Origin of the sequence: Streptomyces sp. NBC_00234, from assembly GCF_036195325.1 — a bacterium.
Classification (GTDB): domain Bacteria; phylum Actinomycetota; class Actinomycetes; order Streptomycetales; family Streptomycetaceae; genus Streptomyces.
In genome coordinates this window covers 4,126,155-4,150,858 of sequence record NZ_CP108101.1, presented here as the reverse complement: position 1 = coordinate 4,150,858, position 24,704 = coordinate 4,126,155, and the positions used below count along the sequence as shown (strand labels likewise).

Below are 24,704 nucleotides of genomic sequence, written 5' to 3'. Positions count from 1 at the left end.
GGCCACCCTGAATCCGGTTCATCCTCGGAGCCGGGTCTCTCACCGGTCTCTCTGCTCGGTATCCGGTAGCCCTTCGCCTCCGGTACGGCGGTCAGCCGAGCCAGCGGCCGTCGCGCATGAGGTCGCGTCCCCGCAGCTCGTTCGCCTCACGCCATGCCTGGATACGCCTCGGCCGGATCAGGAAGTACTGGTACGGCTCGTCGAGCCCGCTCGGGTCGAAACCGGTCTTGGCGGCGAACGCGTCGCCCGTGCCGGGGGCGAGCCCGGCGATGTCCACCGGCTCCGCCGCGCCGTCGACGACGACCACGTCACGGGTCGGCCCGAGGCTGAGTCGTACGCGGGGGTCCGCGAGCAGATTGCGGCCGGTGACGGAGGAGCGCGGCGTCGATACGAGGAACGCTGTCCCGTCCCAGAGGTACGAGAGCGGAACGAGGTGGACGCCGGACTCCGAACCCGCCGTCGCGACCCAGAGATCGATGTCGCTCTCCAGTCTCGCGCGGGTGTCCCGCAGCCTCTCCTCACGTCCACGCGGCGGCGCGCCTGTCATGGTTCCTCCAGATCACTTCGCGGAGAGCCCGGCCCCAAGTGGGCGGGCTCCTTCGGGCGTCGGCCGGTTCACAGCGGCCAACAGCTTCGCGGACTCGTGGCCGCTGCGAACCGGGCGGGTGGGACAGCGGACATCAGGCCGTGCGGGCCGGCGACACGGCCTCCCAGTCGAACCCGTCCGGGTCGGTGAAGGACCCGGCACCGCCGCCGATCATGAGGCGGTGGGAGCCGGTGCCGTCGGGAGAGACGCCGACGTCCTTGGCCAGGGCGCGGCGCCGGTACAGCGCCAGCTTGACGGGACTCGACCCGGCGGCGAACTCGACGTACACGCGGCCGAAGCTCTTCCCCACGGCGAGCCCCTGGCCAACGTAGAACCGCTTGCTCGCGATCACGTCCGCGACTCCCAGCAGGAGCACGATCTCGTCGATCCGGCGGGTGGCGGGACCGGTGTCCTTCTTCGCGGAGGTCGCGACCTTCCAGATCGTCCCGTCCGGGGCCTGCACGACACCGCCGTAACCCCAGAGCGACTTCGCGGCGGGCTTCAGCGGCGTGGCGCCCGCGGCGACGGCGGCGTCGACCAGGCTGTCGACGTCGGCCGGCTGGGACACCGTGAGCGCCATCGTGAAGCCCCGGAAGCCGGTGGTGGGCGCCTCCGAGGCGCGCAGACGGATCTGCGCGTCCAGTCCGAAGGCGGTGCTGTAGAAGTGGTGGGCGGCCGTGGGGTCGGCCACGTCGAGAGTGACGGATTCGATGAATTCCATGACCATCACGCTAGTTGTGGCTCCGGGGCCGGTGCTTCTTGATTCCTGACCGGTCTCGCCGCCTGTCTCGCCACGCACGCCGGCATCCCCGCCACAGCCCCTGTCGCGCCGCACCGGTAAGCGGCCGGCGGCACCCCGACGAGCTCGGTGAAGCGGGTGCTGAAGGTACCCAGCGACGAGCAGCCGACCTCGGAGCAGACCTCGGTGACGCCGAGGTCGCCACGGCGCAGCAGCGCTGTCGCACGCTCTATGCGACGCGTCATCAGGTACGCGTACGGCGACTCCCCGTACGCCAGCCTGAACTCGCGGCTGAGGTGCCCGGCGGACATGCCGGCACCGCGGGCGAGCGCCTCGACGTCCAGCGGCTGCGCGTACTCCCGGTCTATCCGATCCCGGACGCGGCGCAGCCGCGCGAAGTCGCTCAGACGCTGAGCCGCGGCGCGTGCGCGTCCCCACGAGGGATGACACATGAGAGAACTCCTCCACATCGATGTCCGCGAGCACCCGGCATCCGCGTGAGGCAGCCGGCGAGGTGCTCCATGGCAACAACCGGCCTGCCGGTAGTCGACAGGCCGGTACGAGAGGGCCGAGCACCTGCTCGGCGGCATCCGGGCATCGCGGCACCACCGCGATGGTGCGCCGGAGGGCTCAGCGAACTTCCTGGATGCGGATGAGGTTGCCCGCGGGATCGCGGAAGGCACAGTCGCGGATGCCGTACGGCTGCTCGGTCGGCTCCTGGACCACCTCCGTGTCACCGGCCTGCACCTTCTCGAAGGTGCCGTCGAGGTCCCGGGTGGCCAGCAGGATCCAGCCGTACGTGCCCTTGGCCATCATCTCGGCGATGGTGCGGCGCTCGTCCTCGGTGACCCCGGGATCGGCGGCCGGCGGCGCAAGGAGGATGGACGTACCGGGCTGGCCGACGGGGCCGACCGTGATCCAGCGCATCTTGCCCTGCCCGACATCGCTGCGGACCTCGAAGCCGAGGACGTCGCGGTAGAAGACCAGGGACGCGTCCGGGTCGTCGTGCGGGAGGAAGCTCGTATGAATGGTGATGTCCATGACGATCATGCTAGGCACGGCTCCCGGGCCCGCGCTTCTCGATTCCTGACCTGTCCGGCCTTTCTTCGCGCTGGTCGTTGTCTGAAATTGGTCCTGCGGTGATCGTCATGGCGAGGGGTGAGTGGCCCCGGTCAGTAGGCCAGTGCGGTCAGGTGGTCGGGGTGGTGGGCGGCGACGTCGTGGGCGGCTCGGACGAAGGCGGCGACGGCCGCGGATCGCGAGGTCTCCGGCCAGGCGACCATGACCGCGCTGGGGCTGAGGCCGGTGACCGGCCGGTATGCGATGTCAGGGCGCTGGTGCCGCTTGGTGGTGGAGAGTGACAGGAACGCCACTGCCTGGCCCAGTCCGACCACCTCCAGGAGTTGCTCGACGCTGGCCACGAGCGGCCCCTCAGGAGTGTCGGCCGGCGCCAAGCCCGTCTGGCCATCGCCTGCTTCCGCTCCGTCGCATCCTGTGTAGTAGGCGGTGGTGGAGGGGGCGGCCCCTTTCCAGCGTGGGATCGGTTCGCCCTTGAGGTCGGTCAGCCGCAGTCGCCGGCGTCCGGCCAGGCGGTGCGCGGCGGGGAGGACGGCCAGTCGCGGCTCGACCACGAGCGTCTGGGAATCCAGCCCTTGCCCGTCGAACGGGCTGCGCAGCAGCGCTACATCGGCACGGCCGTCCCGCAGCATGGCGATCGGCTCTCCGCTGCCGCCGACGACGACTTCGGGCGGCGGCAGATGCGAACCCGTTCCCCGGTAGGCGGCGAGGATCTCCCGCAGCAGCCCGGCATCGCCTCCCGGCTTGACCGCCACGACGAGTTGGGGTGTCGGCTGACCGGCCCGGCGTGCACGCCGGGCCGCCGCGTGCACCGCGTCGACCGCGATCCGGGCCTGGTCGAGCAGCACCTGACCGGCGGTGGTCAGCCTCACCTGCCGGGTGGTGCGCTCCAGCAGGCGTACACCGAGCCGGGACTCCATCTGAGCGATCGCCTTCGACAGCGGGGGCTGCGCCATCCCCAGGCGTTGCGCGGCCCGGCTGAAGTTCAGTTCCTCGGCGACCGCGATGAAGTACCTCAGCTCCCGCACCTCTAGCTCACTCATATCTGCGGACTATAGATCCAGAGTTTTCTGGTCTTTCCCTGCCGCCCGGGGGTGCGGGGAGGCTGGGTGCCATGACGACTTCGCAGAAGACTGCTCTGATCACCGGTGCGAACAAGGGCATTGGCAAGGAAACGGCGCGCAGGCTCGCAGCCCTCGGAATCACCGTGCTGATCGCCGCCCGCAACGCCGAGCGTGGCGAGGCGGCGGCCGAGGAGCTTCGCGCCGACGGCGCCGACGTACGGTTCGTACCGCTGGACGTCACCGACGAGATCTCGGTCCAGGCCGCCGCCAAGCACATCGACGCCACGTTCGGCCGCCTCGACATCCTCGTCAACAACGCCGCGATCGCCGCCGGACCGCAAAAACCGAGTGAAACCCCCGCCGTCACCGTCCGGCAGGTCTACGAGACCAACGTGTTCGGCGTCATCGCGGTGACCCACGCCATGCTCCCCCTGCTACGCCGCGCCGCCGCCGCACGCATCGTCAACATGTCCAGCGAACTCGGCTCCCTCACCCACCTCGCCGACCCGGGCAGCCCGTGGTCCGCCTACTCCTCGGTTCTCCTCCCTTACTGCACCTCGAAGACCGCGCTGAACGCGATCACCGTGCTCTACGCCAATGAACTGCGCGCCGAAGGGATCCTGGTCAACGCGGTGAGTCCCGGCTACTGCGCGACCGACCTCAACCGCCACACCGGGATACGCACGGCGGAGGAGGGCGCGGCCGTCGCGGTCGACCTGGCGACTGTGGGCGAGGACGGCCCGACGGGCGCCTTTCTGGCCGAGGACGGGCCGATTCCCTGGTGAGACCATGCAGCGCCGTCTCCGCCCGAAGCCTGACGGAGGTGTTTCAACCTCCGCAGTGACGATCACTGGCCTCTTGCGCGGCGCCCATCCCCACGGGCTTTACTGGTAGTTGGTGGGCGCACAGGCCAAGGCGGGCACGGTCGCCGACCAGTACGTGCCTGAGCAGTGCTGCTACCCCTTGTGATTCTCACCTCGGTGTCCCGAGAACCTACAGGCACGGACTCAGGTCTGTGCCATGTCCACGAAGCGCGAGTAGTGGCCCTGGAAGGCCACCGTGATCGTCGCCGTCGGACCGTTACGGTGCTTGGCCACGATCAGGTCCGCCTCGCCCGCGCGCGGTGACTCCTTCTCGTACGCGTCCTCACGGTGCAGCAGGATCACCATGTCGGCGTCCTGCTCGATGGAACCCGATTCACGCAGGTCGGAGACCATCGGCTTCTTGTCCGTACGCTGCTCGGGGCCACGGTTCAGCTGGGAGAGCGCGATCACCGGGAGCTCCAGCTCCTTGGCGAGCAGCTTGAGGTTTCGGGACATGTCCGAGACTTCCTGCTGGCGGCTCTCGGCCCGCTTGGAACCACCGGACTGCATCAGCTGCAGATAGTCGATGACCACGAGCTTGAGGTCGTTGCGCTGCTTGAGGCGCCTGCATTTCGCCCGGATCTCCATCATGGAGAGGTTCGGCGAGTCGTCGATGTAGAGCGGGGCGGCCGAGACGTCCGGCATCCGGCGGGCCAGGCGTGTCCAGTCCTCGTCCGTCATCGTGCCGGAGCGCATGTGGTGGAGCGCCACCCGGGCCTCGGCCGACAGGAGTCGCATCGCGATCTCGTTCCGGCCCATTTCCAGGGAGAAGATCACGCTCGGCAGGTTGCTCTTGATCGAGCACGCGCGCGCGAAGTCCAGGGCGAGCGTGGACTTACCCATGGCGGGACGGGCCGCGATGACGATCATCTGGCCGGGGTGCAGGCCGTTCGTGAGGGCGTCGAGGTCGGTGAAGCCGGTGGGCACACCGGTCATCTCGCCGCTTCGCGAGCCGATCGCCTCGATCTCGTCGAGAGCGCCCTCCATGATGTCGCCGAGCGGCAGGTAGTCCTCGCTGGTGCGCTGCTCGGTGACGGCGTAGATCTCGGCCTGGGCGGAGTTGACGATCTCGTCGACGTCCCCGTCCGCCGCGTATCCCATCTGCGTGATCTTCGTGCCGGCCTCGACGAGGCGCCGCAGCACGGCCCGCTCGTGGACGATCTCCGCGTAGTACGAGGCGTTCGCCGCGGTCGGGACGGACTGGACGAGGGTGTGCAGATACGGGGCCCCGCCGACCTTGGTGATCTCGCCGCGCTTGACCAGCTCGGCCGCCACGGTGATCGGGTCGGCCGGCTCGCCCTTGGCGTAGAGGTCGAGGATCGCCGTGTAGACGGTCTCGTGGGCCGGACGGTAGAAGTCGTGGCCCTTGATGATCTCCACGACGTCGGCGATGGCGTCCTTGGACAGCAGCATGCCGCCCAGCACCGACTGCTCGGCGTCGAGATCCTGCGGAGGTACGCGCTCGAAGCCGGGCGAGCCACCGTCCCAGCTGTCCTCGCGACCCCGGTCGTGCTGATCGTCGCGTCCCTTGCCGTCACCGCGTCGCTTACGGGAGACGGGCAGACGGTCGCTGGGACCGGTGTCGGCCCAGGGGTCGTCCAAAGGCTCGGGGATACTCACCCGGCCACCTCCTCCCGTCCGCTTCGCGGACCTAGCCGTGCCACTCTTTCTTACGGCACGGCACCGACAAACAAGACGCCCGACTCCGGTTCCGGCACGAAGAGTTCTGCAGGTTTCCAAGGCCATGACGGAGTGCGGGCGCCGGACCACGGTAGGCCGCTCAGCACCGTCAGCCAATCTGGTTATCCACAGGGCATGTGGACGACGGGCCAGATGCTGTGGAGAACTCCTCGGAACCTGTGCACGGAGCGGGGGACAGCACTGTGGACAAACTCATACCGCCCCACGCACCAGCGCCCTGACCTGGCGTTTCTCCATCCACCGCTTGTGGGGGAGAAATTCTTTTGCCCTCAGATCAAGATCACGGCAAACGGTGCACAGCCGAACTCCGGACGGTGACGAAAGTAAGGAGTGCAGCGGCATTGCATCTCTTACCTGTGGAAGATTAGATTGGCCCCCATGACCAAGGCCCCCGCGACGACCGCTCTCAGCCGCCGACGGCACGACCGCGAGATCATCGCCCTCGCCGTTCCCGCCTTCGGCGCACTCGTCGCCGAGCCCCTTTTCGTGATGGTCGACAGCGCCATCGTCGGCCACCTCGGGACGCCCCAGCTGGCCGGTCTGGGCGTCGCCGCAGCCTTGCTCATGACCTCCGTGAGTGTCTTCGTCTTCCTCGCGTACGCCACCACGGCGGCCGTGGCCCGCCGGGTCGGCGCGGGGGACCTGCCGTCCGCGATCCGCCAGGGCATGGACGGGATCTGGCTGGCGCTGCTGCTCGGGGCCGCCGTCGTCGCCGTCGCGCTCCCTTCGGCACCCTGGCTCGTGGACGTGTTCGGCGCCTCCGATACCGCGGCTCCCTACGCGACCACGTATCTGCGCATCTCCAGCCTCGGCATCCCCGCCATGCTGGTCGTCCTCGCGGCGACGGGTGTACTGCGCGGCCTCCAGGACACCAGGACGCCGCTCTATGTCGCCATCGGCGGTTTCGCCGCCAACGGCGTGCTCAACGCGGTACTCGTCTACGGCGCTGGCCTCGGCATCGCCGGATCCGCCTGGGGAACCGTGATCGCCCAGGTCGGCATGGCCGCCGCCTATCTCGTCGTGGTCGTACGCGGCGCCAGGCGCCACGGAGCTTCCCTGCGCCCGGACGCCGCAGGCATCAGAGCCAGCGCACAAGCGGGTGTGCCCCTGCTGGTCCGTACGCTGTCGCTGCGCTCAGTCCTGATGATCGCCACCGCCGTCGCGGCCCGTCTCGGCGACACGGACATCGCCGCCCACCAGATCATCCTTTCGCTGTGGAGCCTCACGGCCTTCGCCCTCGACGCCATCGCCATCGCGGGACAGGCCATCATCGGGCGCTATCTCGGCGCGAACGACGCCAAGGGCGCACGCGAGGCATGCCGCCGCATGGTCCAGTGGGGAATCATGTCCGGCGTGGTGCTCGGCGTACTGATCGTGGTCGCGCGGCCCCTGTTCATCCCACTCTTCACCAGCGACGAGTCCGTACAGGACACACTGCTCCCCGCCCTGCTCGTGGTGGCGCTCTCGCAACCGATCGCCGGAGTGGTCTTCGTCCTGGACGGCGTTCTGATGGGAGCCGGGGACGGCCGCTATCTCGCCTGGGCGATGCTGTTGACCCTCGCCGTGTTCGCTCCGGTCGCTCTCCTGGTCCCCACGTTCGGCGGTGGCCTCACGGCTCTCTGGTGGGCGATGACCTTGATGATGACCGTCCGGCTGGTGACGCTCTGGCTGCGCGCCCGCTCGGGACGGTGGATCGTCACCGGCGCGACCCGCTGAGGGACCTCCGCGACGAGGCCGAGCAACGGCCGACGGGTCTGTTTCACGTGAAACAGACCCATCCGCAAGAAATCCGGGAACGACGAAGGGCCGCACCCGTGGGGTGCGGCCCTTCACCTAGCTCTGATGAGCTGTGCCCTTAGGCAGCAACGACCTCGATGCCGAGCTTCGCAGCGACCTCGGGGTGCAGACGCACGGACACCTGGTGTCCGCCGAGCGTCTTGATCGCCGAGCCGAGCTCAACGCGACGCTTGTCGACGTCCGGACCACCGGCAGCCTTGATCGCCGAAGCGATGTCGGCCGGGGTGACGGAGCCGAAGAGACGGCCGGCGTCGCCGGAGCGAACAGCCAGACGAACCTTGACGGCCTCGAGCTTGGCCTTGATCTCGTTGGCCTGCTCGATCGTCGCGATCTCGTGGATCTTGCGGGCGCGGCGGATCTGCGCCACGTCCTTCTCGCCACCCTTGGTCCAGCGGATGGCAAAGCCACGCGGAACCAGGTAGTTACGGGCGTACCCGTCCTTGACGTCAACGACGTCGCCTGCAGCACCGAGGCCGGAGACCTCGTGGGTGAGGATGATCTTCATGATTCGGTCACCCTTCCCTTATCGCGCGGTGGACGTGTAGGGCAGCAGCGCCATCTCACGGCTGTTCTTGACAGCCGTGGCGACGTCACGCTGGTGCTGCGTGCAGTTGCCGGTGACGCGGCGGGCACGGATCTTGCCACGGTCGGAAATGAACTTCCGCAGCATGTTCGTGTCCTTGTAGTCCACGTACTGGGTCTTGTCCTTGCAGAACGCGCAGACCTTCTTCTTAGGCTTGCGCACAGGCGGCTTCGCCATGGTGTTTCTCCTGTGTGATCAAGAAGTGGGGGTACGAGCTGCCCTAGAAGGGCGGCTCGTCCGAGTAGCCGCCGCCGGAACCAGCAGATCCGCCGGAGCCACCGGAGCTTCCGCCCCAGTTGCCTCCGCCGCCCTGCTGACCCCCGCCTTGCTGGCCGCCGGCCGGCGCGCTGGTGGCCCACGGGTCGTCGGCGGGAGCACCGCCGCCGCCCTGCTGGCCGCCGGCACCGGGACCGCCGCCCCAGTTGCCGCCGCCCTGCTGGCCACCGCCGTATCCACCCTGGCCGCCCTGGCCCTGGCCACCGCGACCCGTGGTCTTGGTGACCTTGGCCGTGGCGCTCTTCAGGCTGGGGCCGACTTCCTCGACGTCCAGCTCGTAGACCGTGCGCTTGACGCCCTCACGGTCTTCGTAGGACCGCTGCTTCAGCCGGCCCTGCACGACGACGCGCATGCCTCGCTGGAGCGACTCCGCGACGTTCTCCGCCGCCTGACGCCAGACCGAGCAGGTGAGGAACAGGCCCTCACCGTCCTTCCACTCATTGGTCTGACGGTCGAAGATGCGGGGAGTGGACGCGACACGGAACTTCGCGACCGCCGCACCGGACGGGGTGAAGCGCAGCTCGGGGTCGTCGACGAGATTGCCGACGACCGTGATGACGGTCTCGCCTGCCATGGGTGAACCTCTCGGCGGGGATTGCTTCTGGCTGCTTGCTGCTACTCGGACCCGATGACCTCTGAGCTAGAAGCTCAGTGGGTCTCGGGGCGGAGGACCTTGGTCCGGAGGACCGACTCGTTCAGGTTCATCTGTCGGTCGAGCTCCTTGACGACTGCGGGCTCTGCCTGCAGGTCGATGACCGAGTAGATGCCCTCAGGCTTCTTCTTGATCTCGTAAGAGAGACGACGACGGCCCCAGGTGTCGACCTTCTCAACCTTTCCGTTGCCCTCACGGACGACGGAGAGGAAGTTCTCGATCAACGGGGAGACAGCGCGCTCCTCGAGATCGGGGTCGAGGATGACCATCACCTCGTAGTGACGCATGTGGAACCCACCTCCTTTGGACTCAGCGGCCACGGTCGTTCCGTGGCAGGAGGGTCGTGATGCGTAAGCACATGTGTCCCCGAGTAAAACAGCCGCCACTGACAACGCCCTCCATGGAGAGGGAGCTGTCGAACCGGCTCAGGGCAGACACAGGTGCAGACCGTCCAGACTACCCGCAGAGGGGCTTCCGGTTGAAATCCGGTGCTCAGGAGACGCAATCTGTACACATCGGGTGTGAGCGGCGCTACAGTGCGCCGCCTTCAAGCCAGGAGGTTCTCCATGGCACACGCAATGCGACCCCGCTCTTCGGTTTCCCTTCTCGCCACGGACGGCAAGGCTCATCCACTCCAGGACGCCCTCGTGGCGGTGACCCTGGTGCTGGGTGCCGTCGCCTTCGTGACGGCGATGTTCCACAACCTGCACCTGATCAGCTCGTGGGCCGGACTGATCGGAATCCTTACGGGTGCCTACGGGCAGTTCGTCTCGGTGACCACACGCGAGAGGTTCCCGCTGATCGTCGGGCTCGGCGCGTCGGCCATTGGGTTCTACCTCGGCATGTCCCACGGGGGCCTCTTCGGCGGCCTGATCACCTGAGGGGTATCCAGCCCGGGTGCCGAGCCCGGTCCCGTAGTGCCAGAACGGGCGCTCCTCGGTCACAGTAGGCTTCGGCGCGAGAGCCGGAGCCCCTGACCGATGGGGACACACCTGCCGAGGAGCGCCCCGCATGAGCCTGACCCTGAGGACCATCAGCCGAGAACAGCATCTGGCGTACATCCAGAGCCTGCCCTCGGCCAGTCACTGCCAGGTCCCGGCGTGGGCTGACGTGAAGACCGAATGGCGCTCGGAGAACCTCGGATGGTTCGACAAGAGCGGCGAGATGGTCGGCGCCGGCTTGGTCCTGTACCGCCAGCTGCCCAAGATCAAGCGGTATCTCGCGTACCTCCCCGAGGGCCCGGTCATCAACTGGTACGCCCCGAACCTGGACGACTGGCTCCAGCCGATGCTCGCCCACCTCAAGCAGCAGGGCGCCTTCTCCGTGAAGATGGGCCCGCCCGTCGTCATCAGGCGCTGGGACTCGGCCGCCATCAAGTCCGGTATCCAGGACCCCGATGTGAAGCGTCTGCGCGACGTCGAGGCCACGCACATCGAGCCCCGCGCCTTCGAGGTCTCCGACAGGCTGCGCAAGATGGGCTGGCAGCAGGGCGAGGACGGCGGCGCCGGCTTCGGCGACGTGCAGCCCCGCTACGTCTTCCAGGTGCCGCTGGCCAACCGCTCGCTCGAAGACGTCCTCAAGGGCTTCAACCAGCTGTGGCGCCGCAACATCAAGAAGGCCGACAAGGCCGGTGTCGAGGTCGTCCAGGGCAGCTACGAGGACCTCGCCGAATGGCAGCGGCTGTACGAGATCACCGCTGTGCGTGACCACTTCCGCCCGCGCCCGCTCTCCTACTTCCAGCGCATGTGGAAGGTCCTCAACTCCGAGGACCCCAACCGCATGCGGCTGTATTTCGCGCGGCACAACGGGGTGAACCTGTCCGCGGCGACGATGCTCGTCGTCGGCGGGCACGTCTGGTACTCGTACGGCGCGTCCGACAACATCGGGCGCGAGGTCCGGCCCTCGAACGCGATGCAGTGGCGCATGCTGCGCGACTCGTACGCGATGGGCGCGACGGTCTACGACCTGCGCGGCATCAGCGACTCGCTCGACGAGACCGATCACCTCTTCGGCCTCATCCAGTTCAAGGTCGGCACCGGCGGCGAGGCCGTCGAGTACGTCGGCGAGTGGGACTTCCCGCTCAACAAGCTGCTGCACAAGGCACTCGACATCTACATGTCGCGCCGCTGACGCGTAGCGCGCCGCCGATCCCGGCGGCGCGGCCGGCACCGCTGCCGAAATCGGTGCCGTTCGCTTCAATGGACGCTTCAGTACGTTCCGCATACCTCTGATACACCGCAGCCACAAGAAAGGTTCCGGGCCGGCCATGGCGCTCTCCCTCTACGTAGACACCGCGCGCTGGCGGGCGCACCAGAAGTCCGTGCTCGACCAGTTCCCCGGTCTCGTACCGGTCTGCAAGGGCAACGGTTACGGCTTCGGCCACGAGCGGCTCGCCGACGAGGCGATCCGCTTCGGCTCCGACACCCTCGCCGTCGGAACCACCTACGAGGCAGCTCGTATCAAGGACTGGTTCAGCGGCGACCTGCTCGTCCTGACCCCCTTCCGGCGGGGCGAGGAGCCGGTGCCGCTCCCCGACCGTGTCATCCGTTCGGTCTCCTCCGTCGACGGCGTCCACGCCCTCGTCGGGGCCCGGGTCGTCATCGAGTGCATGAGCTCGATGAAGCGCCACGGTGTGAAGGAGGAGGAGCTGGGGCAGCTGCACGCCGCCATCGAGGACGTACGGCTCGAAGGCTTCGCCCTGCACCTGCCGCTGGACCGCACGGACGGCTCGGACGCGGTCGAAGAGGTCATCGGCTGGATGGACCGGCTGCGCGCGGCCAGGCTGCCGCTGCACACCATGTTCGTCAGCCACCTGCGGGCCGAGGAACTGGCGCGGCTGCAGCAGCAGTTCCCGCAGACCCGCTTCCGCGCCCGTATCGGTACGCGGCTCTGGCTCGGCGACCACGAGGCGACCGAGTACCGGGGCGCCGTCCTCGACGTCACGCCGGTCGTCAAGGGTGACCGTTTCGGCTACCGCCAGCAGAAGGTGGCCTCCGACGGCTGGCTGGTCGTCGTGGCCGGCGGTACGTCCCACGGCGTCGGCCTGGAGGCTCCCAAGGCCCTGCACGGCGTGATGCCGCGGGCGAAGGGGGTGGCCCGCGCCGGTCTGGCCACGGTCAACCGGAATCTCTCGCCGTTCGTCTGGGCGGGCAAGCAGCGCTGGTTCGCGGAGCCCCCGCACATGCAGGTGTCGATCCTGTTCGTGCCGTCGGACGCCCAGGAGCCGAAGGTCGGCGACGAACTGGTGGCCCACCTGCGCCACACGACCACCCAGTTCGACCGCCTCGTCGACCGCTGATCCGGGAGGGCCGGCCCGCCGCCCTCAGTCGGTGGCCGGTCCTCGCGCGGCGCCCCACTCCACCCGCGGTCCCTCGACCGCGTGCGCCGCGTGCCGTGCCGGATGCGGCGCCTCTCCGAGTACGAACACGTCCGGCGCGTTGTCGAGCACACCGCCGGACGGATCGTCGGATCCGTCGCGCCGTACGGGATCGCGTTCGGGCATGAGGATGTCCCGGACGACGACGGCGCAGATGTACAGCGTTCCCAGCAGGTGCAGGACGATCGCGATCTGGTAGCCCTCCTCGGGCAGCCCCTGGTGCTTGTCGCCGCTGGTCGTGTACGCGAGGTACAGCCAGATCCCCAGGAAGTACATGCATTCGCACGCCTGCCAGATGAGGAAGTCGCGCCAGCGCGGCCTGGCCAGCACGACGAGCGGAATGAGCCAGAGGACGTACTGGGGCGAGTACACCTTGTTCGTCAGGACGAAGGCCGCGACCAGCAGGAGCGCGAGCTGCGCGAAACGCGGCCTGCGCGGGGCGACCAGGGCCAGCACCGCCAGCGCCAGGACCGCCACCACCATCAGCAGCGTCGACCCCACGTTCACCGTCTCGACGTCGATGGCCACGCCTGTGCGCTGGGTGATGATCAGCCAGAAGGACCCGAAGTCGAGCGGCCGTTCCTGGTTGAAGGTGTAGAACTTCTTCCAGCCTTCGGGGGCGAACACCATCACGGGCAGATTGACCAGCAGCCAGGCAGCCGCCGCGCCCAGCACCGCATGGAAGAACGCCCTCCACTTCCCCGCCCGCCAGCACAGCAGCAGAATCGGCCAGAGCAGGAGCGCGGGGTAGAACTTGGCGGCCGTGGCCAGGCCGATGAGGATGCCGAACGCGAGCGCACGCCCCCGGGACCACATGAGCATCGCCGCGGCCGTCAGGGCGACGGCCAGCAGGTCCCAGTTGATCGTGGCGGTGAGCGCCAGGGCGGGCGCCAGGGCGACCAGCAGACCGTCCCAGGGGCGGCGCCGGTGCGTACGGGCGACGCACACCGCGGCGACGACGGCGCAGACCATCAGCATGCCCGCGTTGACCATCCAGTACATCTGCTCGCGCTGCTGTACGGGGTCGCTGTCGGGCGTCAGCGTCAGCCACGAGGCGACCTGCATGAACAGACCGGTCAGGACCGGGTACTCGAGGTACTCCATGTCGCCGCTGAGCCGGTCGAAGTACGGCACGAGCCCTTCGGCGAAGCCGCGCCCCATGTACAGGTGCGGAATGTCCGAGTAGCAGGCGTGCGTGTACTGCGAGGTGGTGCCCCTGAACCAGGCCCATTCGTAGCAGGGGATCTTCTGCACCATGCCGAGCGCGAACATCCCGATCGCGACCAGCGCGATGACACGCACAGGTGTCAGCGGGCTCCTGCCGAGCAGCGCCCGGCGTCCCACTCGCCCGCCGATCAGCTCGCTGCCGGCCGCGGCGATCTCGTCCTGGTGCGTGGGCCGTACGACGGGCCGCTCCTGGTGCACGCTCGTGTCTTCTGCGCTTGGCATGCCGCACATCCTGCCGTACGGGACTGTGCGCGCGGTGTGGCCCGCCCCGGGACACGACGAGGGCCGCCGCACCGGGTGGTGCGGCGGCCCTCGTCGTCGTCCTCGGGCAGACCCGTCGCCGGGCGCTGTCCTACCGGAGGCTATCCGCCGCCCCCGAAGAACCCGCCGTTCCCGTTGCCGTTCCCGCCGTTCCCGCTTCCGTCGGTCGTGCCGGTCGTATCGGTTCCGTCGGTGGTGCCGGCGGTATCGCTTCCGTCGGTCGTTCCGTCGGTCGTTCCCTCCGTGGTCCCGCCGGTGTCCGTACCGGTGTTGGTACCGCCGTTGTCCTTGCAGTCCTGCGAACCCCAGATGCCACAGGTGTTACTCGGCGTGGGGGTCGGGGAAGAAGGCGTCGGCGTCGGCGACATGGTCGACGGCTCGGCCGAGGGGGTCGGCGAAGCGGTGACGGTCGGCGTCGGCGTCGGGCTGGCCGCGCCACCGCCGTACATCTTGTCGCCCCACGGCTGCGGCTTCGGGAAGTTCTTGACCTTCATGCCCTTCATGGCCGTGGCCATGTATTCGTGCCAGATCTGCGCGGGGAACGAAGCGCCGTGGATCTTCTCCTCGCCACCGGTGCCGAACATCTTGAGGAACTCGCGCTTGGTGTTCTTCTCGTTGTCGTCCAGGCGGAACATGCTGATGGCGGTGGACAGCTGCGGGGTGTAGCCGACGAACCAGGCCGACCTGTTGCCGTCCGTCGTACCCGTCTTGCCCGCCACGTCGCGGCCGGGCAGCTTGGCCGGCGTACCCGTTCCGTTCTCGACGACGTTCTTCAGCACGTCGGTGACGTTGTCCGCGATGATCGGATCGAGGGCGCGCTTCGGCTTCATCTTGTGCTGGAAGATCGGCGCACCCTTCTCCTTCACCTCAAGGACCGAGAAGGGCTCGCGCTGCATGCCACTGGTGGCGAACGTCGCGTACGCACCGGCCATCCGGATGGCACTCGGCGACGACGTACCGATGGAGAACGACGGAACCTCCGAGTTCGCCATGTAGTCGTCGTCCCGGAGCCCGACGGCCATGGCGACGTCCTTCACCTTGTCGGTGCCGACGTCCATACCGAGCTGTACGTAGGGGGAGTTGGCGGACTGCTCCATGGCGTAGCGCAGGTCGATGTCGCCGTAGGAATGGTCACCGTCGTTGGTCTGCCGCCACTGCTCCCCGTCGTCGTTCTCCCAGATCTCGCCCTTGTAGTCCGTGATCTTCAGGAGGTTGTCACCGTTGTAGACGCTCTTCGGGGAGACCGGCGTGCGTTCCGCCAGGCTCTGCTCCTCGCCGAGCTTGGGGTCACGCTTCCCGTACTGCATCGCGGCGGCCAGCACGAAGGGCTTGAAGGTCGAGCCCACCTGGGCACCGGTCGGGTCGGCGTTGTTGGTGTAGTGCTCGGTCGCGTCCCGGCCGCCGTACGTGGCGACGATGGCTCCGGTGCTCGTGTCGATCGACGCCCCACCGAACTCGACGTGGGTGTCCTTGGTGGGACGCTTCTTCGGGTCGATGTTCGCGGAGTCCACGTCCTCGACGGCCTTCTGGAGCTGCTTGACCTTGTCCTTCTTGAAGGTCGTGAAGATCTCGTACCCGCCCCGGGCGAGCTCCTGCGAGGTCACGTCGGTGTTGTTGAGGACGTACGACTTGGCGAGGTCGACGAGGTAGCCGGTCTGACCGCCCAGCTGGGCGTTCTTCTTGGGCGCAACAGGCATGGGGAACGTGTCGTACGTGACGCGCTCCGCTTCCTCCATCCTGTTGTCCTTGACCTCCTCGTCGAGGATCCACTTCCAGCGGTCCTCCGCCCGCGCCCTGTTCTTGGCCTTCGTGGCCTTGTGGGGGTCGACCTCGGGGACACCCGCCGGGTCGAAGTAGGTCGCGCCCTTGAGCAGCGTGGCCAGGAAGGCGCACTCGCTCGGGGTCAGGTCCGTGGCGTCCTTGTCGTAGTACGTACGCGCTGCCGCCTGAAGTCCCCAGGCGCCCCGGCCGTAGTACGAGACGTTGAGGTAGCCGGCCATGACGTCACGCTTGTCCATCTCCCCGCCGACCTTCAGGGTGATGAAGAGCTCCTTGAACTTCCGGCTCAGGGTCTGGTCCTGGGAGAGCATCGAGTTCTTCACGTACTGCTGGGTGATCGTCGAGCCGCCCTGGGTTTCACCGCCCTTGGCCATGTTGAACAAGGCTCGGGCGATACCCATCGGGTCGATGCCCTTGTCGTCCTCGAACGTCTTGTTCTCGGCCGAGATGACGGCGTCGCGCATCGCCTCGGGGATCTGCTCGTAGCTGATCACCTGACGGTTGACCTCACCACCGGTCGCGGCCAGCTGTGTGCCGTCCTCCCAGTAGTAGACGTTGTTCTGCGCCTTGGCCGCATCGCTCACCTTGGGCGGCACGACCATCGCGTACGCGACTCCGGCCACGCCCATCAGAAGACCGAGGAAGCTGAGACACACACCCGAGACGAGCTTCCAGGACGGCACCCAGCGACGGAAGCCGTACTTCCCGGAGCGCGGGTAGTCGATGAAGCGCTTCTTCGCCGGGTAGCCACCTGCGCCGCCCCGGCCGCGGCCGGGGCCTTCGTGGCCACCCCCACCGCCTCCACCGCGCCGGCGGCCACCGCCGCCGGCTCCGGAGCTGAGCTCCTCGGGTCCCCTGCGGCGTCCGCCGCGCTGGGCGGCTCGACGGGCTTCGGCACGACTGCCGTACTGGCGTTCCTCGCCGTACGGCTCCGAAGGTGATTCATTACTTACTCTGCGTGACGGTGCTGCGCGACGTCCTGCAGGCTGGGCGGCTCGTCTGGCCGCTGCGCGTCCGCCACCTTGCGGTTGCGACGTTTTGCGACGGTGCTCGCTCATCGAACGACTACTCCTCGGGCAGGCGAGAGCGCCTGGAAGCGGCAGTTGAGATCCGGTCCCCCCGAATTACGGACAAACCCTGCGGAGGGCTCATCCGCAGCGCATCCGGCAGTCCGCGAAGACTGACGCTCGGGAGCGCCGCACGGTTCCCGGTGGTCTGCATGCCGCCCAGACTACGCACGGTCAAAACCCCCCTAGCGCCGAAGTTCACCCCAAATAACGCAAGTCGCTTCCTACGAATTGGTGATGTGACGCCGCTCACGAAGGTCGCCCTTGTCGAAGCGAGCAGACCGATCTATCGTGCTGATGTATCGAGTCGATACATCAGCACGGCATACGTCGCACCGAAGAGCTCCGCCGGAGCACACGGAGAAGGAAGAGGAGGCGAAGGTGAGCAGACGCTCAGGCATCCTCGAATTCGCCGTACTCGGCCTGCTCCGCGAATCCCCGATGCATGGGTACGAGCTGCGCAAGCGCCTCAACACCTCGCTGGGGATCTTCCGCGCCTTCAGTTACGGCACTCTCTATCCCTGCCTCAAGACGCTGGTCGCCCATGGCTGGTTGATCGAGGAGCCGGGAAATGCTCCGGCAGACCTTCCTCCCGCCACGGGCCGGGCGGTCGCTCCCGCGTCTTCACTCGCAGGACGCCGGGCCAAGATCGTCTACCGGTTGACGGCAGAAGGTAAGGAGCACTTCGAGGAGCTGCTCTCGCACACCGGCCCCGATGCCTGGGAGGACGAGCACTTCGCCGCTCGTTTCGCCTTCTTCGGTCAGACGGAGCGAGACGTACGGATGCGTGTGCTGGAGGGTCGCCGCAGCAGGCTTGAGGAGCGCCTCGAGAAGATGCGCGCCTCGCTCGCCCGCACCCGTGAACGACTCGACGACTACACGCTTGAGCTGCAGCGACACGGCATGGAGTCCGTGGAGCGCGAAGTTCGCTGGCTGAACGAGCTCATCGAGAGCGAGCGGTCGGGACGGGATCAGCGAAGGTCCCCGACCGAAGGTTCCGCTCAACAGGACACATCAGGAGAGACGGGCGGCCTGCCCCGGCACCGGGATTCCACCCTGCCGGATCCGTCCGACGACACCACCAAGTGAAAACCCCGCAGGTCCGCAAGGCCCTACGGGGAACACCGAGAACACACAGGGAGCAATCGGCATGGGTTCGGTTCGCGTAGCCATCGTTGGCGTGGGCAACTGCGCCGCCTCGCTGGTGCAGGGCGTCGAGTACTACAAGGACGCCGATCCGGCCGGCAAGGTGCCCGGTCTGATGCACGTCCAGTTCGGCGAGTACCACGTCGGTGACGTCGAGTTCGTCGCCGCCTTCGACGTCGACGCGAAGAAGGTCGGCCTCGACCTCGCGGACGCCATCGGCGCCAGCGAGAACAACACCATCAAGATCGCCGATGTGCCGAACACGGGCGTGACCGTTCAGCGCGGCCACACCCACGACGGTCTGGGCAAGTACTACCGCCAGACGATCGAGGAGTCCACGGAGGCCCCGGTCGACATCGTCCAGGTCCTCAAGGACAAGCAGGTCGACGTCCTCGTCTGCTACCTGCCCGTCGGTTCCGAGGTCGCTGCGAAGTTCTACGCGCAGTGCGCCATCGACGCCAAGGTCGCGTTCGTCAACGCTCTCCCGGTCTTCATCGCCGGCACCAAGGAGTGGGCGGACAAGTTCACCGAGGCCGGTGTCCCGATCGTCGGCGACGACATCAAGTCCCAGGTCGGCGCCACCATCACGCACCGCGTGATGGCGAAGCTGTTCGAGGACCGCGGTGTCGTCCTGGACCGCACGATGCAGCTGAACGTCGGCGGCAACATGGACTTCAAGAACATGCTCGAGCGTGAGCGCCTGGAGTCCAAGAAGATCTCGAAGACGCAGGCCGTCACCTCGCAGATCCGTGACCGCGAGCTGGGTGCGGACAACGTCCACATCGGCCCGTCGGACTACGTGGCCTGGCTGGACGACCGCAAGTGGGCGTACGTGCGCCTCGAGGGCCGCGCCTTCGGCGACGTTCCGCTGAACCTCGAGTACAAGCTCGAGGTGTGGGACTCCCCGAACTCCGCCGGTGTCATCATCGACGCCGTGCGCGCAGCGAAGATCGCCAAGGACCGCGGCATCGGCGGCCCGATCCTCTCCGCGTCCTCGTACTTCATGAAGTCCCCGCCGGTGCAGTACTTCGACGACGAGGCCGCTGCCAACGTCGAGAAGTTCATCGCTGGCGAGGTCGAGCGCTGAGCAGCCGTTCACGGCACACAGCCTCACCGGGGCGATGAGCGGTAACGCTCCTCCCCTTCCACATGTTGAGGGTCCCCGGGCAATCCGCCCGGGGACCCTCAACATGTGTGACGCTTGTTCACATGCCTGTCGTGCGTGATCTGCGCGTACTCCTGCGCCTTCGGAACTTCCGTCGCCTTCTCGCCGTACGGCTTCTCTCCCAGTCGGCGGACGGCGTCTATCAGGTCGCTCTCGCCACGCATGTCGTCTTCTCCCCGGAGAACCAGGCGACGCCCGCCGCCATCGCCTCCGCCATGGCGGTGCTGCTGCTGCCGTACTCACTGGTCGGCCCTTTCGCCGGCGTCCTCCTGGACCGCTGGCCGCGCCGTCAGGTCTTCCTGTACGGGAACCTGTTGCGGGCCGTACTCGCCTGCTGCACGGCTCTGCTGATTCTCAGCTCCGTACCCACCTGGCTGTTCTACGCCTCCGCCCTCTGCGTCACAGCGGTCAATCGCTTCGTACTCGCCGGGCTGTCCGCGGCACTCCCACGCGTGGTCGACGCCGACCGGCTCGTCATCGCCAACTCCCTCTCGCCGACGGCCGGAACGCTGGCTGCCGCCGCCGGCGGCGGGCTCGCCTTCGCCGTGCGACTGGTGGCCGACGGGTCCGACGCCGCGGTGGTCATGCTGGGCGCGACGCTCTACCTCGTCTCGGCCGTGACGTCACTCAGCCTGCCGCGGCGACTGCTGGGCCCGGACGCGGCGAACCATCTGCGGCTTCGCGAGGCACTGGCCACCACGGCCCGCGGCCTCGTCGCCGGACTGCGCCATCTGGCCGAGCGGAAGGACGCGGCCCGCGCTCTGGCAGCCATGACGGTGATGCGCTTCTGCTACGGGGCGCTGACCGTGATGGTGCTGATGCTCTGCCGGTACGCCTGGTCCGACACCGAGTCCGATGGACTGGCTCTGCTCGGACTCGCGCTGGGAGCTTCCGCGGCGGGGTTCTTCGTGGCTGCGGTGGTGACCCCCTGGGCCGTGGCCCGGCTGGGCCGGTACGGCTGGATAGCTCTCTGCGCGGGCATGGCGGCCGTCCTGGAACCGGCCCTGGGACTGTCCTTCGTCATCGGGCCGATGCTGATCGCGGCGTTCCTTCTCGGCCTCGTCACCCAGGGGGCGAAGATCGCCACGGACACGGTGGTGCAGACCTCCGTGGACGACGCCTTCCGCGGCAGGGTCTTCTCCCTCTACGACGTCCTGTTCAATGTGGCCTTCGTCGCCGCAGCGGGGATGTCCGCTCTACTGCTGCCCGCTGACGGACGATCTGTCGTCGTGGTGGTCGGAGTGGCCGTGCTCTACGCAGCCGTCTCCGTGGCCCTGTTCCGGTGGAGGCGAGTCGGGGGAGTACTGAGCGGCTCCACCTGACGTCGAAGGGCGCTGTTTCACGTGAAACAGCGCCCTTCGACGAAACCGGCGCGGGTCATGTTTCACGTGAAACATGACCCGCGCCGGCATCAGCTAGCTCTGCGTCGCCCACCAGTCCTTGAGCGCGGCGATCGCCGTGTCTCGCTCCATCGGCCCGTTCTCCAGCCGCAGCTCCAGCAGGAACGTGTACGCCTTGCCGATCACCGGCCCCGGACCCACACCCAGGATCTTCATGATCTCGTTGCCGTCCAGGTCGGGCCGGATCGAATCCAGCTCCTCCTGCTCCTGCAACTGCGCAATGCGCTCCTCAAGGCCGTCATAGGTCCGCGAGAGAGCGTTCGCCTTGCGCTTGTTGCGCGTGGTGCAGTCCGAACGGGTCAGCTTGTGCAGACGCTCCAGTAGCGGGCCGGCGTCACGCACGTACCTGCGGACCGCCGAGTCGGTCCACTCCCCGTCGCCGTAACCGTGGAAGCGCAGATGCAGTTCCACGAGCTTCGAGACGTCCCTGACCATGTCGTTGGAGTACTTGAGGTCGGTCATCCGCTTCTTGGTCATCTTCGCGCCGACCACCTCGTGGTGGTGGAACGAGACCCGGCCGTCCTTCTCGAAACGACGTGTCCTCGGCTTACCGATGTCGTGCAGCAGGGCAGCGATCCTCAGTACGAGGTCAGGCCCGTCCTCCTCCAGATCGATGGCCTGCTCGAGAACGGTCAGCGAATGCTCGTAGACGTCCTTGTGGCGGTGATGCTCGTCACTCTCCAGCCGCAGCGCGGGAAGCTCCGGCATCACGTGGTCCGCCAGGCCCGTGTCGACCAGCAGCCCCAGTCCCTTGCGCGGGTGCGCGGAGAGAAGCAGCTTGTTGAGCTCTTCGCGGACCCGCTCCGCCGAGACGATCTCGATGCGCCCAGCCATGTCGGTCATCGCCGCGACGACCTCGGGGGCCACCTCGAAGTCCAGCTGCGCGGCGAACCGCGCAGCGCGCAGCATGCGCAGCGGGTCGTCGGAGAACGACTCCTCCGGGGTACCCGGGGTCCGCAGCACGCGCTCGGCAAGGTCCTTCAGGCCGTCGTGCGGGTCGATGAACTCCTTCTGCGGCAGCGCGACAGCCATCGCGTTGACCGTGAAGTCCCGACGCACGAGGTCGTCCTCGATGGAGTCGCCGTAAGAGACCTCGGGCTTGCGCGAGGTCCTGTCGTACGCCTCCGACCGGTACGTCGTGACCTCGATCTGGTACCCGTCCTTCTGGGACCCGACCGTGCCGAAGGCGATTCCGACCTCCCACACCGAGTCCGCCCACGGCCGGACGATCTTCAGTACGTCCTCGGGGCGGGCGTCGGTCGTGAAGTCCAGGTCGTTTCCGAGCCTGCCGAGCAGCGCGTCGCGGACCGAGCCACCGACCAGGGCGAGGCTGAATCCGGCCTCCTGGAATCGGCGGGCGAGGTCGTCGGCGACCGGGGACACTCGCAGCAGTTCACTGACTGCGCGGTGCTGCACCTGGCTCAGTGCACTGGCGTTGTCTTCCTTGGCGTTCGGCACAACAGAAAAGGGTACGTGCACCGACCGGCCCGGGCGTCATCGTTTCTTGCGACCCTGCGAGACTCTCCCGATCATGTGGCGCAGTCCCCAGCACTTAGCTCCGGCGCACATCGTTACCATGCGGGGACGCAAAGACCGACAACGATCGACAGCAGTGACGACGACGAGGGACGGGTAGGCGCGTGGCCGAGGCGGCAGACTTTCAGGGGATGAGTCCCGCTCCTGCCCGCCGGTGGTTGAGGCGCGCAGCCTCCTTGCTGGTCGGGGCACCTCTGCTGGCAGGTCTCCTCAGCGGTCCCACCGCGTCGGCAGCCGAGGCCGCGGGACCTGTGAAAGCCCCCACCGGATCGAGCACGGTCGCCGTGTCGCTCGACACACTGACCCCCAGCGCGCCAGTGAAAGGCGACACACTCACCGTCTCCGGCACCCTGACGAACAAGGGCAAGGAAACGATCACCAACGCGGAAATCGATCTGCGTGTGGGTCCGAAGCTGTCCGGCAGGACCGCGATCGACGACGCCGCCAAGCGCACCGGGTACGTACCGGGAGTCGATCCGGCTCCACTCGGCGGCAAGTACACGGTGAAGACCGCCAATCTGCGGTCCGGCATCAGCCAGGACTTCGAGCTCTCGGTGCCCGTCGGCAAGCTGCCGCTGAACGACGCGGGCGTCTATCAGCTCGGCGTCTCGCTCTCCGGCCAGACTGCCCGTCTGCCTTATGAGCAGGTGCTGGGCATTCAGCGCACCTTCCTTCCCTGGCAGCCCAAGGAGAGCGACGCCAAGACCAAGCTGACGTATCTCTGGCCGCTCATCGCCTCCGCGCATGTCAGCGCGGAGACGGGCTCGGACGAACAGCAGACACCGGTCTTCGCCGACGACGATCTCGCAGCCGAGCTTGCCCCGGGCGGACGGCTGGAACAGCTCGTCTCGCTGGGCCGCCAGCTCCCGGTGACCTGGGTCATCGACCCGGATCTGCTAGCCACCGTCGACGCGATGACGAAGAACTACCGGATCAAGGTCGGGGACACCACGGTCGCGGGCAAGAACCAGGACGTCGCCAAGCAGTGGCTGACGGCACTGGGAACGGCCGTGGAGGACGGCAAGGTGATCGCCCTGCCGTTCGCCGACCCCGATCTGGCCTCGATCGCGCACCGGGGCAAGAGCGTCACAGGCACGCTCAGCCACTTGCAGACCGCCACCGAGGTGGCGGGGACGACCGTGGAGACCATCCTCCATGTGAAGCCGTCCACCGACTTCGCCTGGCCGGTGGAGGGTGCGATCGATCCGTCGATCGTCGACGTCTCCACCTCGGCCGGCGCGCACAACGTGATCGCCCGCAGCGACAGCCTCGCGGAGACCGGCAGCCTTCTCTACACCCCGACCGCCGCCCGGCCGATCGGCGGTGGCACCACGGCCGTCGTGGCGGACTACCGGCTCTCGACGGCCTTCAAGGGCGACATGTCGCACGCCGGGGACTCCACGCTCGCCGTCCAGAAGTTCCTGGCCCAGACGCTGGCGCTCACGGAACAGGTCCCCGAGAAGCAGCGCAGCATCGTCGTCGCCCCCCAGCGCACCCCCAGTGCTTCCCAGGCCCAATCGATGGCCGACTCCCTGCGGGCGCTCCTGGACGAGCGGTGGACGCAGCCGATCGACCTGACGGCCGCGGCCGAGGAGAAGCCCGACGCCCAGGCCACGACCAAGGTGCCCCGGTCCTCGCAGTACCCGAAGAAGCTGCGCAGCCAGGAGCTCCCCACTCAGGCGTTCCAGGACATCAGGACCACCACGGACTCGCTCGACAGCTTCGAGGTCATCCTCACCCAGCGCGACCGGGTGGTGACCCCCTTCGGCAACGCGATCAACCGCTCCATGTCGACGTCATGGCGGGGCAGGCCCCTGGAGGCGCAGCGGTACCGTGACTCGGTACGCACCTACCTGCGTAGCCTCACCAGCGAGGTCCAGCTCATCGCGAAGTCGGACGTCACCCTGTCCGGCCGGAGCGCGACGATTCCCGTGACGGTCCAGAACAAGCTGGTGCAGGGCGTCGACCATCTGGTTCTCCGGCTGACGTCGGAGAACGCGACCAGGCTGAAGCTCAACGACGGCGGCGCCGTGGCGGAACAGCCCGTCAAGATCGCGGGCGGTCACAGTCAGTCCGTGAAGTTCGACGCCGCGGCCAACGTCAACGGACAGGTGCAGGTCACCGCGCGACTGTTCACCGAGGACGGCACACCGTACGGCGAAGAAATGACCTTCACGGTCAAGGTCTCCGAAGTCACGCCGACCGTGTTGCTCGTCATCGCGGGCGGACTGCTGCTGCTGGTCCTCGCAGGCATCAGGATGTACACACACCGCAAGCGCACCATCGCAAGCGACACAACGGAGGACAACGGCGGCGAACCCGAGCAGCCGAGTGACCCGACGCCGGACACTGGTCCGGAAAGCGGGGACCCGTCAGGAACGGGTGAGAAAGTGGACCGTTGAGCGATGT

23 protein-coding genes are annotated in these 24,704 nt (G+C 67.7%); 10 read left to right on the top strand and 13 right to left on the bottom strand.

Annotation, left to right across the window (positions count from 1 at the left end; all coding sequences use genetic code 11):
- Positions 1 to 91: 91 nt before the first annotated feature.
- The 5 genes from OG230_RS18125 to OG230_RS18105 form a co-directional block, all read right to left on the bottom strand.
- Positions 92 to 547, bottom strand: a complete 456-nt coding sequence (locus OG230_RS18125) for a pyridoxamine 5'-phosphate oxidase family protein (RefSeq protein WP_328904775.1) — start codon at positions 545 to 547, stop codon at positions 92 to 94.
- A gap of 133 nt (positions 548 to 680) precedes the next feature.
- Positions 681 to 1,307 carry a glyoxalase gene (locus tag OG230_RS18120; protein WP_328904774.1) on the bottom strand — a complete coding sequence of 209 codons (627 nt, stop codon included), beginning with the start codon at positions 1,305 to 1,307 and terminating at the stop codon, positions 681 to 683.
- 5 nt (positions 1,308 to 1,312) lie between these two features.
- Positions 1,313 to 1,777, bottom strand: coding sequence for a helix-turn-helix transcriptional regulator (locus tag OG230_RS18115; RefSeq protein ID WP_328904773.1), 465 nt, complete (start codon positions 1,775 to 1,777; stop codon positions 1,313 to 1,315).
- A gap of 178 nt (positions 1,778 to 1,955) precedes the next feature.
- The gene (locus OG230_RS18110) at positions 1,956 to 2,366 is read right to left on the bottom strand and encodes a VOC family protein (protein ID WP_328904772.1); all 411 of its coding nucleotides are present in this window, start codon (positions 2,364 to 2,366) and stop codon (positions 1,956 to 1,958) included.
- 131 nt (positions 2,367 to 2,497) lie between these two features.
- Complete coding sequence (locus OG230_RS18105; protein ID WP_328904771.1) at positions 2,498 to 3,445, bottom strand: LysR family transcriptional regulator; 948 nt, start codon at positions 3,443 to 3,445, stop codon at positions 2,498 to 2,500.
- 71 nt (positions 3,446 to 3,516) lie between these two features.
- On the opposite strand from OG230_RS18105, the gene OG230_RS18100 reads away from it, so the two are divergent.
- Complete coding sequence (locus OG230_RS18100; protein WP_328904770.1) at positions 3,517 to 4,251, top strand: SDR family oxidoreductase; 735 nt, start codon at positions 3,517 to 3,519, stop codon at positions 4,249 to 4,251.
- 222 nt (positions 4,252 to 4,473) lie between these two features.
- Here OG230_RS18100 and dnaB read toward each other — a convergent pair whose 3' ends face one another.
- A complete protein-coding gene (dnaB, locus tag OG230_RS18095; protein ID WP_328904769.1) occupies positions 4,474 to 5,949 on the bottom strand; it encodes a replicative DNA helicase in 1,476 nt (491 codons plus the stop codon).
- Positions 5,950 to 6,408: 459 nt separating this feature from the next.
- On the opposite strand from dnaB, the gene OG230_RS18090 reads away from it, so the two are divergent.
- Positions 6,409 to 7,746: an MATE family efflux transporter gene (locus OG230_RS18090; protein WP_328904768.1), complete on the top strand. Its 1,338-nt coding sequence runs from the start codon at positions 6,409 to 6,411 to the stop codon at positions 7,744 to 7,746.
- Positions 7,747 to 7,885: 139 nt separating this feature from the next.
- Here OG230_RS18090 and rplI read toward each other — a convergent pair whose 3' ends face one another.
- From rplI to rpsF, 4 genes are all read right to left on the bottom strand, one after another.
- The gene (rplI, locus tag OG230_RS18085) at positions 7,886 to 8,332 is read right to left on the bottom strand and encodes a 50S ribosomal protein L9 (protein WP_018553905.1); all 447 of its coding nucleotides are present in this window, start codon (positions 8,330 to 8,332) and stop codon (positions 7,886 to 7,888) included.
- A gap of 18 nt (positions 8,333 to 8,350) precedes the next feature.
- Positions 8,351 to 8,587, bottom strand: coding sequence for a 30S ribosomal protein S18 (rpsR, locus tag OG230_RS18080; protein WP_003967857.1), 237 nt, complete (start codon positions 8,585 to 8,587; stop codon positions 8,351 to 8,353).
- Positions 8,588 to 8,630: 43 nt separating this feature from the next.
- On the bottom strand, positions 8,631 to 9,260 hold the full coding sequence (locus OG230_RS18075) for a single-stranded DNA-binding protein (protein WP_328904767.1): 630 nt from the start codon (positions 9,258 to 9,260) through the stop codon (positions 8,631 to 8,633).
- Between the two features lie 74 nt (positions 9,261 to 9,334).
- On the bottom strand, positions 9,335 to 9,625 hold the full coding sequence (rpsF, locus tag OG230_RS18070) for a 30S ribosomal protein S6 (RefSeq protein ID WP_006604399.1): 291 nt from the start codon (positions 9,623 to 9,625) through the stop codon (positions 9,335 to 9,337).
- A gap of 279 nt (positions 9,626 to 9,904) precedes the next feature.
- Here rpsF and OG230_RS18065 point away from each other — a divergent pair, with 279 nt between their 5' ends.
- The 3 genes from OG230_RS18065 to OG230_RS18055 all read left to right on the top strand — a co-directional run bounded on the left by OG230_RS18065 (position 9,905) and on the right by OG230_RS18055 (position 12,636).
- Entirely contained in the window at positions 9,905 to 10,219 is a 315-nt protein-coding gene (locus OG230_RS18065) for a hypothetical protein (protein ID WP_328904766.1), read from the top strand.
- A 130-nt stretch (positions 10,220 to 10,349) separates the two neighbouring features.
- The gene (locus tag OG230_RS18060) at positions 10,350 to 11,468 is read left to right on the top strand and encodes a lipid II:glycine glycyltransferase FemX (RefSeq protein WP_328904765.1); all 1,119 of its coding nucleotides are present in this window, start codon (positions 10,350 to 10,352) and stop codon (positions 11,466 to 11,468) included.
- Between the two features lie 136 nt (positions 11,469 to 11,604).
- Positions 11,605 to 12,636, top strand: coding sequence for an alanine racemase (locus OG230_RS18055; RefSeq protein WP_328904764.1), 1,032 nt, complete (start codon positions 11,605 to 11,607; stop codon positions 12,634 to 12,636).
- A gap of 24 nt (positions 12,637 to 12,660) precedes the next feature.
- On the opposite strand, the gene OG230_RS18050 is transcribed toward OG230_RS18055, so the two are convergent.
- Together OG230_RS18050 and OG230_RS18045 are read right to left on the bottom strand one after the other, a co-directional pair.
- Positions 12,661 to 14,172, bottom strand: coding sequence for a glycosyltransferase family 87 protein (locus OG230_RS18050; protein ID WP_328911266.1), 1,512 nt, complete (start codon positions 14,170 to 14,172; stop codon positions 12,661 to 12,663).
- Between the two features lie 131 nt (positions 14,173 to 14,303).
- A complete protein-coding gene (locus OG230_RS18045; protein ID WP_328911265.1) occupies positions 14,304 to 16,664 on the bottom strand; it encodes a transglycosylase domain-containing protein in 2,361 nt (786 codons plus the stop codon).
- A 99-nt stretch (positions 16,665 to 16,763) separates the two neighbouring features.
- On the opposite strand from OG230_RS18045, the gene OG230_RS18040 reads away from it, so the two are divergent.
- The 4 genes from OG230_RS18040 (at position 16,764) to OG230_RS18025 (ending at position 20,681) form a co-directional block, all read left to right on the top strand.
- Positions 16,764 to 16,922 (top strand): hypothetical protein, encoded by a 159-nt coding sequence (locus OG230_RS18040; RefSeq protein WP_328911264.1) that lies wholly within the window; start codon positions 16,764 to 16,766, stop codon positions 16,920 to 16,922.
- A gap of 507 nt (positions 16,923 to 17,429) precedes the next feature.
- The gene (locus OG230_RS18035) at positions 17,430 to 18,137 is read left to right on the top strand and encodes a PadR family transcriptional regulator (protein ID WP_328911263.1); all 708 of its coding nucleotides are present in this window, start codon (positions 17,430 to 17,432) and stop codon (positions 18,135 to 18,137) included.
- 61 nt (positions 18,138 to 18,198) lie between these two features.
- Positions 18,199 to 19,281 (top strand): inositol-3-phosphate synthase, encoded by a 1,083-nt coding sequence (locus OG230_RS18030; RefSeq protein ID WP_328911262.1) that lies wholly within the window; start codon positions 18,199 to 18,201, stop codon positions 19,279 to 19,281.
- 122 nt (positions 19,282 to 19,403) lie between these two features.
- The gene (locus OG230_RS18025) at positions 19,404 to 20,681 is read left to right on the top strand and encodes an MFS transporter (RefSeq protein ID WP_328911261.1); all 1,278 of its coding nucleotides are present in this window, start codon (positions 19,404 to 19,406) and stop codon (positions 20,679 to 20,681) included.
- 93 nt (positions 20,682 to 20,774) lie between these two features.
- Here OG230_RS18025 and OG230_RS18020 read toward each other — a convergent pair whose 3' ends face one another.
- Positions 20,775 to 22,217 carry a CCA tRNA nucleotidyltransferase gene (locus OG230_RS18020; protein ID WP_328911260.1) on the bottom strand — a complete coding sequence of 481 codons (1,443 nt, stop codon included), beginning with the start codon at positions 22,215 to 22,217 and terminating at the stop codon, positions 20,775 to 20,777.
- Between the two features lie 182 nt (positions 22,218 to 22,399).
- Here OG230_RS18020 and OG230_RS18015 point away from each other — a divergent pair, with 182 nt between their 5' ends.
- Positions 22,400 to 24,697 (top strand): DUF6049 family protein, encoded by a 2,298-nt coding sequence (locus OG230_RS18015; RefSeq protein ID WP_328911259.1) that lies wholly within the window; start codon positions 22,400 to 22,402, stop codon positions 24,695 to 24,697.
- The last annotated feature ends 7 nt before the right edge of the window (positions 24,698 to 24,704 follow it).

Coding starts and splice junctions, on each gene's coding strand:
- OG230_RS18125 (WP_328904775.1), bottom strand. CDS start 547: ATGACAGGCGCGCCGCCGCGTGGACGTGAGGAGAGGCTGCGGGACACC.
- OG230_RS18120 (WP_328904774.1), bottom strand. CDS start 1,307: ATGGAATTCATCGAATCCGTCACTCTCGACGTGGCCGACCCCACGGCC.
- OG230_RS18115 (WP_328904773.1), bottom strand. CDS start 1,777: ATGTGTCATCCCTCGTGGGGACGCGCACGCGCCGCGGCTCAGCGTCTG.
- OG230_RS18110 (WP_328904772.1), bottom strand. CDS start 2,366: ATGGACATCACCATTCATACGAGCTTCCTCCCGCACGACGACCCGGAC.
- OG230_RS18105 (WP_328904771.1), bottom strand. CDS start 3,445: ATGAGTGAGCTAGAGGTGCGGGAGCTGAGGTACTTCATCGCGGTCGCC.
- OG230_RS18100 (WP_328904770.1), top strand. CDS start 3,517: ATGACGACTTCGCAGAAGACTGCTCTGATCACCGGTGCGAACAAGGGC.
- OG230_RS18090 (WP_328904768.1), top strand. CDS start 6,409: ATGACCAAGGCCCCCGCGACGACCGCTCTCAGCCGCCGACGGCACGAC.
- rplI (WP_018553905.1), bottom strand. CDS start 8,332: ATGAAGATCATCCTCACCCACGAGGTCTCCGGCCTCGGTGCTGCAGGC.
- rpsR (WP_003967857.1), bottom strand. CDS start 8,587: ATGGCGAAGCCGCCTGTGCGCAAGCCTAAGAAGAAGGTCTGCGCGTTC.
- OG230_RS18075 (WP_328904767.1), bottom strand. CDS start 9,260: ATGGCAGGCGAGACCGTCATCACGGTCGTCGGCAATCTCGTCGACGAC.
- rpsF (WP_006604399.1), bottom strand. CDS start 9,625: ATGCGTCACTACGAGGTGATGGTCATCCTCGACCCCGATCTCGAGGAG.
- OG230_RS18065 (WP_328904766.1), top strand. CDS start 9,905: ATGGCACACGCAATGCGACCCCGCTCTTCGGTTTCCCTTCTCGCCACG.
- OG230_RS18060 (WP_328904765.1), top strand. CDS start 10,350: ATGAGCCTGACCCTGAGGACCATCAGCCGAGAACAGCATCTGGCGTAC.
- OG230_RS18055 (WP_328904764.1), top strand. CDS start 11,605: ATGGCGCTCTCCCTCTACGTAGACACCGCGCGCTGGCGGGCGCACCAG.
- OG230_RS18050 (WP_328911266.1), bottom strand. CDS start 14,172: ATGTGCGGCATGCCAAGCGCAGAAGACACGAGCGTGCACCAGGAGCGG.
- OG230_RS18030 (WP_328911262.1), top strand. CDS start 18,199: ATGGGTTCGGTTCGCGTAGCCATCGTTGGCGTGGGCAACTGCGCCGCC.
- OG230_RS18025 (WP_328911261.1), top strand. CDS start 19,404: ATGCCTGTCGTGCGTGATCTGCGCGTACTCCTGCGCCTTCGGAACTTC.